The organism is Antribacter soli (assembly GCF_021568775.1).
GTDB lineage: Bacteria > Actinomycetota > Actinomycetes > Actinomycetales > Cellulomonadaceae > Antribacter > Antribacter soli.
Genome location: NZ_JAKGSG010000030.1, coordinates 1 through 16,446, shown reverse-complemented (window position 1 = coordinate 16,446; position 16,446 = coordinate 1). Strand labels below are relative to the sequence as shown.

Annotated in this window: 15 protein-coding genes; 7 read left to right on the top strand and 8 right to left on the bottom strand. The window is 73.4% G+C overall.

Annotated elements, in window-relative coordinates; translation table 11 throughout:
* Positions 1-107: 107 nt before the first annotated feature.
* The gene (locus L1785_RS10835; RefSeq protein ID WP_236089276.1) at positions 108-875 is read right to left on the bottom strand and encodes a putative endonuclease domain-containing protein; all 768 of its coding nucleotides are present in this window, start codon (positions 873-875) and stop codon (positions 108-110) included.
* A 270-nt stretch (positions 876-1,145) separates the two neighbouring features.
* Positions 1,146-2,042, bottom strand: a complete 897-nt coding sequence (gene ypfJ / locus L1785_RS10830; protein WP_236089275.1) for a KPN_02809 family neutral zinc metallopeptidase — start codon at positions 2,040-2,042, stop codon at positions 1,146-1,148.
* A 110-nt stretch (positions 2,043-2,152) separates the two neighbouring features.
* Here ypfJ and L1785_RS10825 point away from each other — a divergent pair, with 110 nt between their 5' ends.
* Positions 2,153-3,751 carry an ABC-F family ATP-binding cassette domain-containing protein gene (locus tag L1785_RS10825; protein ID WP_236089274.1) on the top strand — a complete coding sequence of 533 codons (1,599 nt, stop codon included), beginning with the start codon at positions 2,153-2,155 and terminating at the stop codon, positions 3,749-3,751.
* A gap of 16 nt (positions 3,752-3,767) precedes the next feature.
* On the opposite strand, the gene L1785_RS10820 is transcribed toward L1785_RS10825, so the two are convergent.
* Positions 3,768-4,883: a M15 family metallopeptidase gene (locus L1785_RS10820; protein ID WP_236089273.1), complete on the bottom strand. Its 1,116-nt coding sequence runs from the start codon at positions 4,881-4,883 to the stop codon at positions 3,768-3,770.
* Positions 4,884-4,966: 83 nt separating this feature from the next.
* Here L1785_RS10820 and L1785_RS10815 point away from each other — a divergent pair, with 83 nt between their 5' ends.
* Positions 4,967-6,220, top strand: a complete 1,254-nt coding sequence (locus L1785_RS10815; RefSeq protein ID WP_236089272.1) for an MFS transporter — start codon at positions 4,967-4,969, stop codon at positions 6,218-6,220.
* Positions 6,221-6,225: 5 nt separating this feature from the next.
* Here L1785_RS10815 and L1785_RS10810 read toward each other — a convergent pair whose 3' ends face one another.
* The 3 genes from L1785_RS10810 to L1785_RS10800 are packed head-to-tail and all read right to left on the bottom strand — an operon-like array spanning position 6,226 to position 7,918.
* Positions 6,226-7,164, bottom strand: a complete 939-nt coding sequence (locus L1785_RS10810; RefSeq protein WP_236089271.1) for an SURF1 family cytochrome oxidase biogenesis protein — start codon at positions 7,162-7,164, stop codon at positions 6,226-6,228.
* Positions 7,161-7,403 carry a hypothetical protein gene (locus L1785_RS10805; RefSeq protein ID WP_236089270.1) on the bottom strand — a complete coding sequence of 81 codons (243 nt, stop codon included), beginning with the start codon at positions 7,401-7,403 and terminating at the stop codon, positions 7,161-7,163. Before L1785_RS10805 ends, L1785_RS10810 begins: the two co-directional genes overlap by 4 nt.
* The gene (locus L1785_RS10800) at positions 7,403-7,918 is read right to left on the bottom strand and encodes a DUF3099 domain-containing protein (RefSeq protein WP_236089269.1); all 516 of its coding nucleotides are present in this window, start codon (positions 7,916-7,918) and stop codon (positions 7,403-7,405) included. Before L1785_RS10800 ends, L1785_RS10805 begins: the two co-directional genes overlap by 1 nt.
* Before the next feature lie 179 nt (positions 7,919-8,097).
* On the opposite strand from L1785_RS10800, the gene fabG reads away from it, so the two are divergent.
* The 4 genes from fabG (at position 8,098) to serB (ending at position 11,371) form a co-directional block, all read left to right on the top strand.
* The gene (fabG, locus tag L1785_RS10795; RefSeq protein WP_308113309.1) at positions 8,098-8,850 is read left to right on the top strand and encodes a 3-oxoacyl-ACP reductase FabG; all 753 of its coding nucleotides are present in this window, start codon (positions 8,098-8,100) and stop codon (positions 8,848-8,850) included.
* A 178-nt stretch (positions 8,851-9,028) separates the two neighbouring features.
* Complete coding sequence (gene fabI / locus L1785_RS10790; RefSeq protein WP_236089268.1) at positions 9,029-9,796, top strand: enoyl-ACP reductase FabI; 768 nt, start codon at positions 9,029-9,031, stop codon at positions 9,794-9,796.
* A 252-nt stretch (positions 9,797-10,048) separates the two neighbouring features.
* A complete protein-coding gene (locus L1785_RS10785; RefSeq protein WP_308113308.1) occupies positions 10,049-10,651 on the top strand; it encodes a SixA phosphatase family protein in 603 nt (200 codons plus the stop codon).
* Between the two features lie 75 nt (positions 10,652-10,726).
* Positions 10,727-11,371 carry a phosphoserine phosphatase SerB gene (gene serB, locus L1785_RS10780; RefSeq protein WP_236089267.1) on the top strand — a complete coding sequence of 215 codons (645 nt, stop codon included), beginning with the start codon at positions 10,727-10,729 and terminating at the stop codon, positions 11,369-11,371.
* A 17-nt stretch (positions 11,372-11,388) separates the two neighbouring features.
* Here the strand turns inward: serB and helR are convergent, their stop codons facing one another.
* Positions 11,389-13,560, bottom strand: a complete 2,172-nt coding sequence (helR, locus tag L1785_RS10775) for an RNA polymerase recycling motor ATPase HelR (protein ID WP_236089266.1) — start codon at positions 13,558-13,560, stop codon at positions 11,389-11,391.
* A gap of 115 nt (positions 13,561-13,675) precedes the next feature.
* Positions 13,676-14,917 carry a glucose-1-phosphate adenylyltransferase gene (gene glgC / locus L1785_RS10770; protein WP_236089265.1) on the bottom strand — a complete coding sequence of 414 codons (1,242 nt, stop codon included), beginning with the start codon at positions 14,915-14,917 and terminating at the stop codon, positions 13,676-13,678.
* A 163-nt stretch (positions 14,918-15,080) separates the two neighbouring features.
* Between glgC and glgA the strand changes: the two genes are divergently transcribed.
* The gene (gene glgA / locus L1785_RS10765) at positions 15,081-16,361 is read left to right on the top strand and encodes a glycogen synthase (protein WP_236089264.1); all 1,281 of its coding nucleotides are present in this window, start codon (positions 15,081-15,083) and stop codon (positions 16,359-16,361) included.
* Positions 16,362-16,446: the final 85 nt, after the last annotated feature.

Sequence of the window (16,446 nt, the reverse complement as noted above, 5' to 3'; positions counted from 1 at the left end):
CCCCCCCCCCCCCCCCGCGGGGGGGGGGGGGCCCCCCCGGGGGGGGGGGGGGCCCCCCCCCCCCCCCCACCACCCCCCCCCACAGCGGTCGTTGGCGGGGTTCAGGATCAGGCGGTCGCCGCGACGGCCCGGGTCTCGGCCGCCCGGATCGCCGATCGGACGCTCGCGAGCAGCTCGCTCGGGTCGCGCAGGTCATCGGCGACGACCCGGATCGCGGTCCAGCGGTGCGCCGCCATACGGCGGTACCGGGTGACGTCCCGGCGCCAGGTCACCTTGTCGGTGCGATGGAGGTCGCCGTCGTACTCGATGGCGATCCGCCACTGCGGGTACTGCATGTCGGGCAGCGCGAGAAAGCCGCCCGCCTCGTCGAGGATCGGTTCGTTGACGAGCGGGCACGGAAGCCCCGCACCCGTGAGCACGAGCCGGGTGCGTGTCTCCGTGGACGAGTCCGTGCGGGGCCGCATTCGCGCGATCTGCTCGCGGGCCAGGACGATCCCCTTCACCTTGTGCGTGCGCTCGGCGACAGCGGTGAGCTCTGCGATGGTGACGAGCGGGTGCTTGCGCCGCATCATCGCGTCACCGAGGACGACGACGTCGTCGGGCAGCAGCCCGACCGAGACCTGGACCCAGGTCTGCGCCGGGCTCGTGACGGGCAGCCCGCGGACGTGCACCACGTCCAGAGAGCGCTGCCGCGTGTGATGAGCCACGACGCCGGACCTGCGAGGACGTTCCGCGGCGCTCGTCGTGACCACATGGATACGGTCGTCGCCGGCGAGGCGGTGCGGCACCTCGACGCCGAGCAGCCGAAGGGCGGTGACGTGGCTGAGCACGACGCCCTTGCCGAGCACCGCGAGGACCGCCCTGCACCGCGTCACCAGGTCGTCGGGTGCGTCCGCGGGAAGTCGGACACCTCGCGTCGGCCGGAGCCATCGACGAGACCGGAGGTGACGCTTCGTGGCACCTGCTCGCAGGGCTTCGGACACGACGACTGGTCGGACGATCCTCATGCATCAAGTCTTGCCAATATGTATCAAGATCCCGGCTCCGGCCGACGGATCTGTGGACAACCCCCCGCTGTGGGCGGAGTAGGTGCCGCCTCGCGAGGCCGCAACCCGGCACCTGCTCCGCCCACAGCGATCCGGAGGTCAGAGGGTGGCCGCCTCCAGCGTGTTGCAGTCCTGCATCGTGCCGCCGTTGTAGCCGATCGAGAACCAGCGCACCCGCTGCTCCGACGTGCCGTGCGTGAACGCCTCGGGGTTCACCTGGCCCGTCGTGGCCTCCTGGATGCGGTCGTCGCCGACGGCGGCCGCGGCGGACAGCGCGTCGCGCAGCTGGGCGTCGGTGATGGGCTCGAGGAACGTGACACCGGTGTCGGGGTCGACCTCGGTGGCGGCGCGATGGGCCCACATGCCGGCGAGGCAGTCCGCCATGAGCTCGATCCGCACCGCGTCCGACTCGGGGCCGGTCCCGGAGCGGTCCGCCGCGTCCATCGCGCCGACCAGCTGCTCGATGTGGTGCCCGAACTCGTGCGCGATCACGTACTCCTCCGCGAGGCTGCCGCCTGTCGAGCCGAACCGTTCCCGCAGCTCGTCGAAGAAGGACACGTCCACGTACACGGTCTGGTCGAGCGGGCAGTAGAACGGCCCGGTGGCGCTCGTGGCGGAGCCGCACCCGGTGTCGACGGCGCCCGAGAAGCTCGTCACGCCCGGCAGCACGTACTGGACGCTCGCCTGCTCCGGCAGGACCCGGCCCCAGACGGCGTCGAGCGACTGCGCCGTGGCGGACAGCCGGCACTCGCGATCGGTGTTCGCCTCCTGCGCCGTGCAGTCCTCGACGAACGCCTCCTGGCCCTCGCCGACCGACGAGACGTCGCCCGTTCCGAGCACCTGGCTCAGGGAACCGAGGTCGCCCCCGCTCAGGAAAACCACGAGCAGCGTGATGAGCAGCGCGCCCACGCCGCCGCCCGCCACAGCGACCCCTCGTCGGCCGCCACCGCGCCGGACCCGGCCGCCCTCGAACTGACCGCCTTCGTTGAACGTCACAACCACACGCTACCTGCGCCCGCGCCGAGGGGGTGGGCGGGCGGGCGGCGTCGGGCAACTAGAATCAGTGCGCGCCGTCCGGGTGCCCCCTCCACCGAAGGAACGTCTGAGTGATCACTGCCCATGCCGTCGAGCTGCGCATCGGCGCACGCGTCCTCCTGAGCGAGGCGACGTTCCGCATCGGGTCCGGCGACCGCATCGGCCTCGTCGGGCGCAACGGCGCCGGCAAGACGACGCTCACGAAGACGCTGGCGGGCGACACCCTGCCCACCGGCGGCCAGATCGTGCGGACCGGCGACATCGGCTACCTGCCCCAGGACCCGCGCACGGGTGACCTGGAGGTGCTCGCGATGGACCGCGTGCTCAGCGCCCGCGGCCTGGACCGGATCGTGAAGCAGATGCGCGAGACCGAGGGCGAGATGGCGTCGGCGGACCCGGACACCATGGTGGCGGCGCTGGAGCGCTACCCGAAGCTGGAGACGCGGTTCCTCGCGGCCGGCGGCTACGCGGCGGAGAGCGAGGCGCACCGGATCACGTCGAACCTGGGCCTGGACGAGCGCGTGCTGGGCCAGCCGCTCGGCACCCTGTCCGGTGGTCAGCGCCGCCGCATCGAGCTGGCGCGGATCCTGTTCTCCGGCGTGGAGACGCTGCTCCTCGACGAGCCGACCAACCACCTCGACGCCGACTCGATCCTGTGGCTGCGCGACTACCTGAAGTCGTACAACGGCGGTTTCATCGTGATCAGCCACGACGTGGAGCTGCTGCGCGCCACCGTCAACAAGGTGTTCCACCTGGACGCCAACCGCGGTGAGCTCGACCAGTACAACCTCGGCTGGGACTCGTACATGGAGCAGCGCGAGACGGACGAGCGACGTCGCCGCCGCGAGCGGGCCAACGCGGAGAAGAAGGCGTCGACGCTGCTCGCACAGGCGGAGAAGATGCGGGCCAAGGCCACGAAGGCCACCGCCGCGCAGAACATGATGAAGCGCGCCGAGCGGATGCTCGACGGGCTGGAGGGCGAGCGGGTCTCGGACCGCGTGGCGAAGCTGCGCTTCCCGACACCGGCGCAGTGCGGCCGCACGCCCCTCACGGCGAACGGGCTGTCGAAGGCGTACGGGTCGCAGGAGGTGTTCGCCGGGGTTGACCTGGCGATCGACCGCGGCTCGCGCGTCGTCATCCTGGGGCTCAACGGTGCCGGCAAGACGACGCTGCTGCGGATCCTCGCGGGTGTCGAGGAGGCCGACACGGGCGCGGTCGTCCCGGGGCACGGCCTCAAGCTCGGCTACTACGCCCAGGAGCACGACACCCTCGACATGCACGCGACCGTCGTCGAGAACCTGCGGCATGCGGCCCCCGACCTGACGGACACGCAGGTGCGGTCCGTGCTCGGCTCGTTCCTGTTCAGCGGCGACGACGCGGAGAAGCCGGCGCACGTGCTGTCCGGCGGCGAGAAGACCCGCCTCGCGCTGGCGACGATCGTGGTGTCGGGCGCGAACGTGCTGCTCCTCGACGAGCCCACGAACAACCTGGACCCGGCCTCGCGCGCCGAGATCCTCGGGGCGCTCAAGACGTACGAGGGCGCGGTCGTCATGGTCACCCACGACGACGGCGCCGTCGACGCCCTCGAGCCGGAGCGTGTGCTGCTCCTGCCCGACGGCGACGAGGACCTCTGGAACGAGAGCTACGCGGAGCTGGTCTCGCTGGCCTGACGGCCCGCCGCCGGCTTCAGCGGGTCGCCTCCGGAGCGAGCACCGACTGCCAGTGCCAGGGCTCCGGGACGCGCCCGCCGGGCTCCGCCCAGGACGGATGCTCCCACCCGTGGGTCCCCGCGTTGGCCTTGAGCCACGTGTACTTCGCGGATCCGAACGTCTGGACGCCGCCCCCGAAGTCGGCGGCCACCCCGAGGCCATGGTTCGAGCAGCCGGGCGGCGCCGCGATCGGGGACGACGGGTCGTACACCGCCAGCTGGTCGTCGAACGTCCGGTAGGCCGAGCTGATCTTGAGGTGCCCGCCGAAGGCCTGCTGGTAGGCGGCGTCCATGGCGACGAGACCCGGCACCAGGTCGGCACGCACGGAGTAGCTTGGGTCCCACGGGATCGGGGCCAGCTCGGCGGCGTCCAGGTGCCCGCTGCGGGGCGACCACTCCTGGTCCGGCGCGGGGCAGGTCACCGCGTCCTGGGCGTCGAGCAGGGCCTCGTTCGCCGCCACCACGCCGTCCCGCCGCGCGGCCAGGTCGGCCTCGGCCTGCTCCAGCGCGGGCACGTCCGTGCCGGCGAGGGACCGGACCGCGACGGCTTCGCTCGCGGAGGCGGCGTCCAGGGCTGCCTGCAGCTCTGCCCTGGCGGCGTCGGCCCCCAGGCCCTCGGTCACGGCGAGCACGCCCTCGGCGTCGGGCACCACCGTCGCCAGGCCGGCGCGCAGCGCCTCGACCTCGTCCCGGGCAAGGTCGAGCATCGACGTGCGCACCGCGTCCGACGCCGTGACGAGGGCCACACGCTCCTCGCCGGTGCCTGTGACGAGGACGGACACCGGGATCGCGTCGAGCACCGCCCCGGCGTCGTCGACCTGCTGGGACAGGACGTCGCGGACGGCCGGCTCGGCCACCTTCCCCTCGGACGCGTCCAGCAGCTCCTGGGCCGCCGCCGCGTCCTCGGCGAGCGTCTCCCGCTCGGTCACCACGCGCCAGGTGCCCCCGCCGCAGGCGGCCCCGGCGACGACCAGGCCGGCCACCACCACCGTCGCCCGCGTCGCGCGCCTCCGGCGCCGTTTCGCCTCGCGCCTCTCCCTCGCGGTCGGCCCGGGGTGCGGGCCGGTGTCGGGTCTCGAGGTCGTCGCGGTCACGACGGAGGAATCTACGGCAGTCGAGGGGGACGGACATAACGGGCGCCCTTGCGGTCGCTCCCACCGGGGGCTGGGATGGGCACATGCGATCCCGGACCTCCCCGCCCGTGCCCTGGCGACCGGACGGAGTCCGTGAAGCCGCCGGCGGGCTGGTCGCGCTGAGCCTCGCGACGTTCGTCGCGATCACCACCGAGCTGGTCCCCGTGGGCCTCCTGCCCCTGATCAGTGACGACCTGGCCGTCTCCGAGTCGCTCACCGGGCTGCTCGTCTCGGCGTACGCCTTCATGGTCGCGGCGCTCGCCGTGCCCCTGACGCACGCCACGCGCCGCCTGCCTCGCAAGGGGCTCCTGCTCGGCGCGCTCGCGGTCTACACCGCGAGCAACGTGATCGTCGCGGTCGCACCGACGTTCGCCGTCGTGGCCGCGGCCCGGGCGCTGGGCGGCGCGTCCCACGCGATCTTCTTCTCCGTGGCCATCGGGTACGCGTCGCGCCTCGTGCGCCCGCATCTGACCGGCCGCGCTCTGGCCCTCGTCACGGCCGGGGCGTCGGCAGGCTTCGTCCTCGGCGTGCCGCTGACGACGTCGCTCGGCACGGCGGTCGGCTGGCGCGCCTCGTTCATGGTCCTGGGCGGGGCGTGCGCGCTCGCCGGCGTCCTCACGGCATTCCTGCTCCCGCCCGTCGCCGGCGGAGGCGCGCCCCCGGACGACGCCGCCCGTGGCACCCGTCGCAGTGCGCTCGCCACCGTGAGCACCACGAACGCGCTCGTCTACCTCGGCCAGTACGCGGTCTACACGTACGTGTCGGTGCTGCTGCTCGCGACCGGGCTCGCCGTCGGAGCGCTCGGTCCCGTCCTTCTCGTGCTCGGCGGGCTGGGGCTCGCCGGGACCGCGTTCGCCGCCGCCCGGCTCGACCGCCGGCCTCGGCACACGACGATCATCACGCTCGCCGTCGTCGCCGGAGGGATCATCGCCGTCGGCGTCGTCTTCCCCAGCACGGTAGGCGTGCTCGCCGCGACGGCCGTGTGGAGCGCCGGGTTCGGGGCGGTCGCGTCCGTCTTCCAGACCGCGGCCATCCGCACGCACGGCGCCTCGCCCGACGTGACCGGGGCCCTCGTCAACGCCACGGCGAACCTCGGCATCGGAGGTGGCGCGGCGCTCGGGGCGCTCGTGCTCACCGGACCCGGTCTGGCGACCCTGCCGTACTTCGGTGCGGTGATCGTCGCGGCGGCGCTGATCGTCGTCGTCCTCGCCCGCGGGGCGTTCCCCGCCACGCCCGCCGCTCCGCCCGCGGCGGACGACGCCCGTGTGCCGGACGACGCGCGCTCACGGGCGAGCTGATCGGCTCAGCGCAGCTGGGTCTCGATCAGGGCGTCTTCCTCGTCCTCCGCGCTCGCCCGGCGCTGACGCTCCGCCCGGCGCGCGCGCGTGCCGGCACCGCCGGCGGCGGCGTCGAGGTCCGGGGCGGCGAGCAGCAGGTCGCCCGCGCTCAGGTTCTGACCCCGCAGCGCCCCGCGCTCGCGCCGCCACAGCAGGATGTACCCGGCGACGGCGCCGAGGGCGAACACGCACCACTGGAACGCGTACGACAGGTGCGAGCCCGGGTCGGTGTCGGGCGCGGGCAGCGTCGCGAGCCCGGTCTCGGGGGCCGGCGTCTCGGAGCGCAGCGCCCCGTACGCGCCGACGGTGTGCCCGTCCGCCCAGCCCGCGTCGACCCGCCCCGTCGCGCTCGCGGCGGCCAGCACCTGCTCCGTGGAGATCGCCTGCACCTGCCCGGCGGGCGCCCCCCGGGACGAGGCCGGCTCGTCGGCGCGCAGGCTCGCCACGACCGACACCTCCCCGGCCGGCGGCGCGGGCACGGAGTCGGGAGCGCTGCCGTCGGCGCCCATCGGCACGAACCCGCGGTCCACGACCAGGACGATCGACCCCGTGTCGAAGGGCACCAGCACGTGGTACCCGGGGGTGCCGTTCACGGGCCGGTTGCGCAGCAGCACGGTCGCGTCCGGCACGTACCGGCCGGTGAGGACGACCGGCTGCCACACGGCGCCGGCCGGCACCACGGCGCTGGGCCCGGGCAGCACCTCGGCCACGGACACCGCCGGGGCGGACCAGTTGGCCTCGATGAGGTCGATCTGCGCCTCGCGCGCCTCGTACCGGTTCCACTGCCACCGGCCCGCGACGAGGCACAGGGCCGCGAGCAGCAGGGCGGCCACGCCGAGCACCACCCACTGGCGTGCCGTGCGCGGCTCGCGGGCGGTCCCGTCGTCCCGCGCGGCAGGGCTCACGCGCCCGTCCGCTCGAGCTCGTCGACGGGCACGGTCTGCTTCCAGAAGCTCCGCGCGGACAGGAACTCCTCCAGGTGCGCGCGGTGCGCGTCGCACGCGAGCCACACCTTGCGTCGCTGCGGGGTGTGCAGGCGCGGGTTGTTCCACAGCAACCCCCAGGTCGCGGTCTCGCGGCAGCCCTTGGCGCTGCAGACGAGCTCGCCCTCCGTCACGGGGTCGGCCAGGCCCAGCACGTCCATCAGCGTTCCTCGTCCGGTTCGTCCACGTGCTCGATCACACGCGCAGGTCCGTCCGTCTCGCGCCCGACGCCGGACGGGTCGCCCGCGCGTACCGTCCCGTCCTGGTCCGGGCTCGCGTCCTCGCGAGCGTCGGCGGCGGGGGCGACCGGTTCGTCGTCGGACGGCGTGCCGGGCAGTGCCGTGATTGCTGCCGGCGGGCGCTCCGTCAGGAGGGATGCGTCGTACTCGCGCCGGTCCTTGCCGGCGTTCGCGAAGATGACGGCCGAGTAGGGGAGCACGATCGCGGCGGCGACGAGCGCCCAGCGGAGCCAGCCCTGCGCGGCGACGGCGCCGAGGAAGCAGACGACGCGGATCGACATCTGGATGAAGTAGACCCGGGTGCGGCGTGCCTGGTCGGCGGCCAGGGACTCCTGGACGGTGCTGATCGAGTGGACCTCGTCGGCCGGGTGGGGAGCGCGCGCGTCACCGTGCGCGGTGTCCCCCGCGTTGGACGGGGTCGCGCGGGAGGTGCTCACCCCTCCAGTCTACGAGCGTCCCGCAGGTGCCAGGGTTCCCCGGGTCCTGTCCCCGTTCGCTTGTAGGAAACCGACAAGCCGCGGGCTGTGGCTGTGGCACGCCGAGCGCGCCGTCGGTGCGCCGCGCGGGGTACCGTCACAGCGAAATGCTTTCCAGCCCACCTTCGAGGAGCACCACGGTGACCATCACCCCCGAGACGCCTGCCACGGCCGCGGCGGCCGACACCTCCGGCCGCGTCGTCGTCGTCACGGGCGCCGCTCGCGGCATCGGACGCGCGATCGCCGAGCGCTTCGTGGCCGAGGGCGACCGGGTCGCCACCCTGTACCGCGGCGGCGACCTGCCGAAGGGCGTCAGCGGGTATGTGGCCGACGTGACCGACTCCGAGGCCGTCGACGCTGCGTTCGCCGCGATCGAGAAGGACCTCGGCCCGGTCGAGGTGCTCGTCGCCAACGCGGGCGTCACGCGCGACCAGCTGCTCATGCGCATGACCGACGACGACTTCCAGACCGTCCTGGACGTCAACCTGATGGGCACGTTCCGCTGCGTGCGGCGCGCGTCGAAGGGCATGATCCGCCTGCGTCGCGGCCGGATCGTGCTGGTCGGCTCCGTGATCGGCCAGATCGGCGGCCCGGGCCAGGTGAACTACGCGGCGTCGAAGGCCGCGCTGGTCGGCATGGCGCGCTCGATCACGCGCGAGCTCGGCGGCCGGGGCATCACGGCGAACGTGGTGGCGCCGGGCTTCGTCGAGACGGACATGACGGCCGCGCTGCCCGAGGCCACCGCGGCCCGCTACCTCGCCAACATCCCGGCCGGCCGGTTCGCGCACACGAGCGAGGTCGCCGCGGCGGTCTCGTTCTTCGCCTCCGACGAGGCGGGCTACATCAGCGGCGCTGTGCTGCACGTCGACGGCGGCCTCGGCATGGGCCACTGATCGGCCTCGACGCACGCCGCCGGCCGACCCCGGAACGCATCGCGCGTTTCGTATAAAACTGACAAGAAGGACACTCGTAGCGGCGGGGAGTTTCCACCCTCGCCGGGTTCCCCACTACGCTCGCACCCAGCACGGTGCACGCACGCGCGTGCCCGGGCACAAGAACCGGAAGGACATCATGGGTCTCCTCGAAGGCAAGAAGCTGCTCATCACGGGCGTGCTCACGGACGCCTCCATCGCGTTCGCCGCGGCGCGGCTCGCGCAGGAGCAGGGCGCGGAGGTGGTGCTCTCCTCGTTCGGCCGCCAGATGAAGATCACCCAGCTCATCGCGAAGCGCCTCCCGAAGGAGGCGCCTGTGATCGAGCTGGACGTCACGGACGCGGACGACCTCGCCGCCCTCCCGGACCGCGTGCGCGAGCACATGGACCGCCTGGACGGCGTCGTGCACTCCATCGGGTTCGCCCCGCAGTCCGTCATGGGCGGCAACTTCCTCTCCGGCGAGTGGGCCGACGTGGCCGTGGCCATGGAGGTCTCCGCCTACTCCCTCAAGTCCCTCGCCGTGGCCGCGAAGCCGCTGATGACCGAGGGCGGCGCGATCGTCGGCCTCACGTTCGACGCGAAGTTCGCCTGGCCCGTCTACGACTGGATGGGCGTCGCCAAGGCCGCGTTCGAGGCGACCAACCGGTACCTCGCCCGCGACCTCGGCCCCGACGGCATCCGCTGCAACCTGGTCTCGGCCGGCCCGATCCGCACCACGGCGGCGAAGTCCATCCCGGGCTTCGCGACCATGGAGGACGCGTGGCCCAAGCGGGCACCGCTGGGCTGGGACCAGACGGACACCGAGCCGGCGGGGCGGGCGATCGTCGCCCTCCTCTCGGACTGGTTCCCGGCGACCACCGGCGAGATCGTGCACGTCGACGGCGGCGTGCACGCCATGGGTCAGTAGTCACGGCTCAGTAGTCACGGCCGTGGGGGGGGGGGGGGGGGGGGGGGGGGGGGGGGGGGGGGGGGTTGTTCGGGTGGGGGGGGGGGGGGGGGGCGCGCCCCCCCCCCCCCCCCCCCCCCCCCCCCCCGGCCGGGACCCGCAGGGGCCCGGCGACACCAGCGACACGGAGCAAACGCCATCACGCACCACAGCACCACCACGCCGGACGCCGCGACCGCGGCGCAGCTCGAGGACGACGGGACGGAGGAGACCGTGGGGAGGTCGGCAGGCACGAGGACCAGCGGGATCCGCTCGGCCCTCGCGAACGAGCACACCGCGGTCCCGTCGGCGCGCCGCCTCGTGCTGCTGCGCCACGCCAAGGCCGAGCCCCCCACCACCGCCGACGACTCGCTGCGACCCCTGGCCCTGCGCGGGCGTGAGCAGGCGGGGAAGGTCGGCGCGGCGCTCGCCGCGGCCGGACTCGTGCCCGACCTCGTCCTCGTGTCCTCCGCCCTGCGCACGCGCCAGACCTGGGACCTCGCGTCCGGGTCGTTCGGCGGCACGCGGGGCGGCGGCCCCGGCGTCGCGGTCACCGTGTCCGACGAGCTCTACCAGGCGAACGTGCGCGACGTCCTGGCACTGCTCGCCGACGTGCACGACGATGTGCGGACCGTGCTCGTCGTGGGTCACGAGCCCACGATGGCGGCCGCCGCGTCCTTCCTCGCGGGCCCGGGGTCCGACGACGCCTCGCTCGCCCAGGTGCGCGTCGGCGTACCGACCGCCACGTACTCCGTGCTGGAGGCCCCGCTCGAGCTCAGGTGGGCGTCGTGGAGCCGGTCCTCGGCGACGCTGACCCAGGTCGCCCGCCCGAGCTGAGCGCGGGCCGACGCCGGGTGCCCGCCTCGCGGACCGTCTGACGGCCCGCGGGGCCGGTCCGGCAGACTTGAGGCCGTGACCCGACTCATCGTGACCGACGTCGACTCGACCCTCATCCAACAAGAGGTGATCGAGCTCCTCGCCGACCACGCCGGGACGCGGGCCGAGGTCACCGACGTCACGGAGCGCGCGATGCGCGGCGAGATCGACTTCGCCGCGTCGCTGCGCGAGCGGGTCGCGACACTGAAGGGCGTGCCGGAGTCGGCGTTCGCCGACGTCCTGGCCGCCGTGGACCTCATGCCCGGCGCGCGCGAGCTCGTCGCGGGCGCCCGCGAGCGGGGCTGGGAGGTGGGTCTCGTGTCCGGCGGGTTCGAGGAGATCGTCGCGCCCCTCGCCGCGTCGCTCGGCATCGCGCGGTTCCGCGCCAACCGCCTCGAGGTTTCCGAGGGCCTGCTCACCGGTCGCACGGTCGGCACGGTGATCGACCGTGACACGAAGGCCGCGACCCTGTGCGCCTGGGCGGACGAGCTCGGCCTGCCGCTCAGCGCGACGGTCGCCGTGGGTGACGGCGCGAACGACCTCGGCATGATCGCGGTCGCAGGCGTGGGCATCGCGTTCCAGGCGAAGCCCGTGGTGCGCGAGCGGGCGCCCTACTCGGTCGAGGGCCGGCTCGACGCCGTCCTGGACCTGCTCGACCAGCTGGACGCCCGGCGGGTCTGAGCCCGCCGTGGCCGAGGTCAGGCACTCGTGAGGATGACGAGCTGCTGGGTCGGCCGGGTCATCGCGACATAGCGGTTGACCGCTCCTTCGATTCCCTCCCCGAACGCCTCGGGGTCGACGAGGACCACGAGGTCGAACTCGAGCCCCTTCGAGAGCTCGGGGGTCAGTGACCGGACGCGGGGCGTAGCGGCGAACGTGGGATCTCCGATGACGCAGGCGGTCCCCTCGGCATGCTCGGCGAGCCAGGTGCTGAGGATCGAGCCCAGGTCCGACGGCGATCCGTGGACGACGGGGATGCCGCTGGAGCGGACGGAGGTCGGCACGTTGACGCCCGGGAGCGTCGCCCTGATGACCTGCTCGGCCTCCGCCATGACCTCCCGCGGCGTCCGGTAGTTGATGCTCAGGGAGGCCAGCTCGATCCGGTCGATCCCGACCCGCTCGAGCCGTTCCTGCCACGACTCCCGGAAGCCGTGCCTGGCCTGGGCACGGTCTCCGACGATGGTGAAGCTCCGGGAAGGGCACCGGAGAAGCAGCGTCTGCCACTCCGCATCGGTCAGCTCCTGGGCCTCGTCCACGACGACGTGCGCGAACGGGCCGGCGAGCAGGTCCGGGTCGGCGGCGGGCAGCGCCGACCCGTCGACCAGGGCGTCCCGCAGGTCCTGGCCGCGCAGCATGTGCATCACTCCCAGCGTGGAGTCGTCGGCCTCGATCAGGTCGTCGATGACGTCGGCCATCCGCTCGCGCTCGGCTGCGACTGCGGCCTCGTGCCGCCGCGCGCGCCGTGACGCCTCCGGGTCCCCGAGCCGCTGCCGTGCCGCGTCCAGGAGCGGCAGGTCGGACACGGTCCAGGCCTGTGCGTCCGCCCGCTGCAGCGCCTGGACCTCGTCGGGCTCGAGCCAGGGCGCGCACATGCGCAGGTAGGCGGCCACCTCCCACAGGTCACCGACGAGGTCGGTCGGCTCCAGCAACGGCCACGCCCGGCTGAAGGTCCGGACGAGGTCCCGGTTCTGCACGAGCGACCGGCGCAGCTGGTCGGCCTGGATCCCAGCCTCGTCGGCGGCGTCGTCCCCGTCCCGGACCTTGTCCGTGAGGATCGCGAGCAGCGCCTCCCAGGCCTGGTCGCGGGCCTCGTTGTGCGGGGTCCCGGGCTCCACGGCCTCGAACGCCTCGGCCCAGTCGGAGGTGCTGAGCCAGACGTCGGCCCAGGGGGTCTCGACCTCCATGCCTTCCTTCGGCGGCTGCTCGTAGAGCCGCACGGCGGGCTCGATCGCCGCCACCATGCGCGCGTCCCCCTTCAGGCGCGCCACGACCGGGTCGGTCTCCTCGGCCGCCGCGGCGCCCTCGGGGACGAGGTCTCGCAGGGTGCAGGTCTGCACACCCTCCTCGCCGAGGCTGGGCAGGACGTCGGCGACGTAGGCCAGGTACGGCTGGTGAGGGCCGACGAACAGCACGCCGCCCCGGCGGTGCCCGAGTCGAGGGTCGGAGTACAGGAGGTAGGCGGTCCTGTGCAGCGCGACGACGGTCTTGCCCGTGCCCGGACCGCCGTCGACGACGAGTGCACCGCGGGAACCCGCCCGGATGACGGCGTCCTGGTCGGCCTGGATGGTGCCGAGCACGTCGCGCATCCGGTCCGATCGGTTGCTGCCCAGGCTCGCGATGAAGGCGGACTGGTCGTCGAGCGCGGCGTGCCCCTCGAGCCCCTCCGGGGTGAACACCTCGTCCCAGTAGTCGGTGATGCGGCCATGGGCCCAGCGGTAACGGCGTCGGCTCGCCAGACCCATCGGGTCGGCGTGGGTCGCGCCGAAGAACGGCTCGGCCGCGGGGGAGCGCCAGTCGATCAGCAGACGACGGCCGGCGCTGTCCGTGAGGCCGAGCCGGCCGACGTACACGGGCACGGCGTCGTCCGTGCTCACCATGCGCCCGAGGCACAGGTCCAGGCCGAAGCGACGCAGGGTGCGCAGGCGAGCGGTCAGCCGGTGGACCTCCTGGTCCCGGTCGAGCGCGGCCTGGCCCTTTCCGCCGGGCGCCTTGCGTGCCGCGTCCAGCCGGTCGGACAGATCGGCGATGGACTCCTCCAGGCTCTCCGCGATCGCCGCGAAGTGCTGCTCGTCGCCGGCGATCAGCCCGGGGTCGGCCTTGGCGGTCAGGTGGTCGGAGAGGTAGAACGCGCTGGTGGTCAAGGGGTTCATGGTCGGAGATTCTCCGGTGCGACCGGGGCCTTGCCACAAGCCCCCCCTGCGCTATACGTTGAAAGTGGCAAGGAGAGAGTGCTCTCCTTGCCACTTCGTCGTCCGCACGAACCGCCTAGTCGACGACGGTGCCCTTCGGCACGACCGTGATGCCCGACTCCGTCACCGTGAACCCGCGCGCGAGGTCCTCCTCGCGGTCCACGCCGATGCGTGCCCGCTCGTTGATGATGACGTTCTTGTCGATGATCGCGTGATGGACCTGCGCGTACCGGTTGACCTTCACGTCGTCCATGAGGACCGAGTTCGAGACCACGGCCCAGGAGTGCAGGTACACGCCGGGGGAGAGGATCGAGCCCGCGGCGGTGGCACCCGAGATGAGGACGCCGGGCGACACGATCGAGTCGGCGGCGTGCCCGAGGCGGCCCGGCCCCGCGTGCACGAACTTTGCCGGCGGCAGGCCCGTGTACCCCGTGTAGAGGGGCCACTCGTCGTTGTACAGGTTGAACACGGGCGTCACGGCGATGAGGTCGTTGTTGGCGTCGTAGTAGGAGTCGATGGTGCCCACGTCGCGCCAGTAGTCGCGGTCGCGGTCGGTGGAGCCGGGCACGTCGTTGCGGATGAAGTCGTACACGCCGGCGGTGCCTTCGCGAACGAAGGCGGGGATGATGTCGCCGCCCATGTCGTGCCGGGAGTCCGGGTCGGCGGCGTCTTTCGTCACGGCCTCCACCAGGGCGTCGGCGTCGAAGACGTAGTTGCCCATCGAGGCGAGCACCTGGTCCGGCGCGTCCGGCAGGCCCGCAGGATTGGTGGGCTTCTCGAGGAACTCGCGGATCTTCGTCGGGTCCTTCGGGTCGACGTCGATGACGCCGAACTGGTCCGCCATCGACAGCGGCTGCCGGATCGCGGCAACCGTTGCCCGCGCCCCCGACTCGACGTGTGCATCCACCATCTGGGAGAAGTCCATGCGGTAGACGTGGTCCGCGCCGACCACGACGACGATGTCGGGCCGCTCGTCGTCGATGATGTTCAGGCACTGGTAGATCGCGTCGGCGCTGCCGAGGTACCAGTGCTTGCCGACCCGCTGCTGTGCGGGCACGGTCGACACGAAGTTCCCCAGGAGCGGCGACATGCGCCACGTCTTGGAGATGTGGCGGTCCAGGGAGTGGGACTTGTACTGCGTGAGCACGATGACGTGCAGGTACCGGGAGTTGACGACGTTCGACAACGCGAAGTCGACGAGACGGTAGATGCCGCCGAACGGGACTGCCGGCTTGGCCCGTGCGGCGGTGAGGGGCATGAGTCGCTTGCCCTCGCCACCGGCGAGGACGATCGCGAGGACGCGGGGGGCGTGAGCCATGGAACCGACCCTATTGCCTCGGGCCGCCACTCGTCAGCCGGGCGCGCCTGCGTCCCGGGCGTGTCGATGGCCACACCCGGATCACGCCCGAAGGGCCTCGGCGGGCGGGCGGGCGCCCGCGGACGGGGCGGCGAGGCGGCAGGGTCAGGGCTAGGTTGTGCCCGTGAACCGTGACGTGAACCGCCTTCGTGTCGACCTGCTCACGCGGGAGTTCCCGCCCCACGTGTACGGCGGCGCGGGCGTGCACGTCGCCGAGCTCTCGGCCGTCCTGTCTCCGCACGCCGACGTGCGGGTCCACGCGTTCGACGGGCCCCGCGAGCCCGGCACACCCGGGCTTCCCGACGGCGTCGAAGTCACCGGGTACGCGGCGCTCGCCGAGCTGTCGGGCGCGAACGCGGCCCTGGGCACCTTCGGCGTCGACCTCGCGATGGCCGACGGCGTCGCGGGCGCCGACCTCGTGCACTCCCACACCTGGTACGCGAACCTGGCCGGCCACCTCGGCGGCCTCCTGCACGGCGTGCCCCACGTCGTGACCGCGCACTCCCTCGAGCCGCTGCGCCCGTGGAAGGCGGAGCAGCTCGGCGGCGGCTACGCCCTGTCGTCGTGGGCGGAGCGCACCGCGTACCTCGGGGCGGCCGGCGTGATCGCGGTGTCGGCGGGGATGCGGGCCGACATCCTGCGCGTCTACCCGGAGCTGGACCCCGAGCGGGTCCACGTCGTGCACAACGGGATCGACCTGTCGGGGTGGCAGCGGCCCGCCGACGGCGACCCCGCGGCCGAGGCGGCCGTGCGGCGCCTCGGGATCGACCCGGCGCGGCCGTCCGTCGTGTTCGTCGGCCGGATCACCCGGCAGAAGGGCCTGCCGTACCTGCTGCGCGCGGCCGCGGCCCTGCCGCCCGAGGTGCAGCTCGTGCTGTGTGCAGGCGCGCCCGACACCCCGGAGATCCTGGCCGAGGTGAAGGCCCTGGTGGACGAGCTGCGCGAGGCGCGTCGTGGGCCCTCGGGCAGTGGCGACGCCGGCGTCGTCTGGATCGAGGAGATGCTGCCCCGGCCTGACCTGGTCGCCGTGCTGGCGGCCGGCACCGTGTTCGTGTGCCCGTCGGTCTACGAACCGCTGGGCATCGTGAACCTCGAGGCCATGGCCGTGGGCCTGCCCGTCGTGGGCACGGCAACGGGCGGCATCCCCGAGGTCGTCGCCGACGGCGAGACGGGCCTCCTGGTGCCGATCGAGCAGGCGACCGACGGGACTGGCACGCCGCTCGACCCGGACCGGTTCGTCGCCGACCTCGGTGACGCGCTCCTGCGGGCAGTGGGCGATCCCGAGGCGGCCGCCCGGATGGGCGCCGCCGGCCGGCGCCGGGCTGAGGAGCACTTCGCGTGGACGGCGATCGCGGAGCGCACGATGGCGGTCTACGAGACGGTGCTCGCGACGTCGCGCGTGTGATCGGTAGTTCGTGGGGGGGGGGGGGGGGGGGGGGGGGGGGGGCGGGCGCCCACCCCCCACCACACCCACGCGGGGGGGGGGGGGG

Coding starts and splice junctions, on each gene's coding strand:
- L1785_RS10815 (WP_236089272.1), top strand. CDS start 4,967: ATGCGATCCCGGACCTCCCCGCCCGTGCCCTGGCGACCGGACGGAGTC.
- L1785_RS10805 (WP_236089270.1), bottom strand. CDS start 7,403: ATGGACGTGCTGGGCCTGGCCGACCCCGTGACGGAGGGCGAGCTCGTC.
- fabI (WP_236089268.1), top strand. CDS start 9,029: ATGGGTCTCCTCGAAGGCAAGAAGCTGCTCATCACGGGCGTGCTCACG.
- helR (WP_236089266.1), bottom strand. CDS start 13,560: ATGAACCCCTTGACCACCAGCGCGTTCTACCTCTCCGACCACCTGACC.
- glgC (WP_236089265.1), bottom strand. CDS start 14,917: ATGGCTCACGCCCCCCGCGTCCTCGCGATCGTCCTCGCCGGTGGCGAG.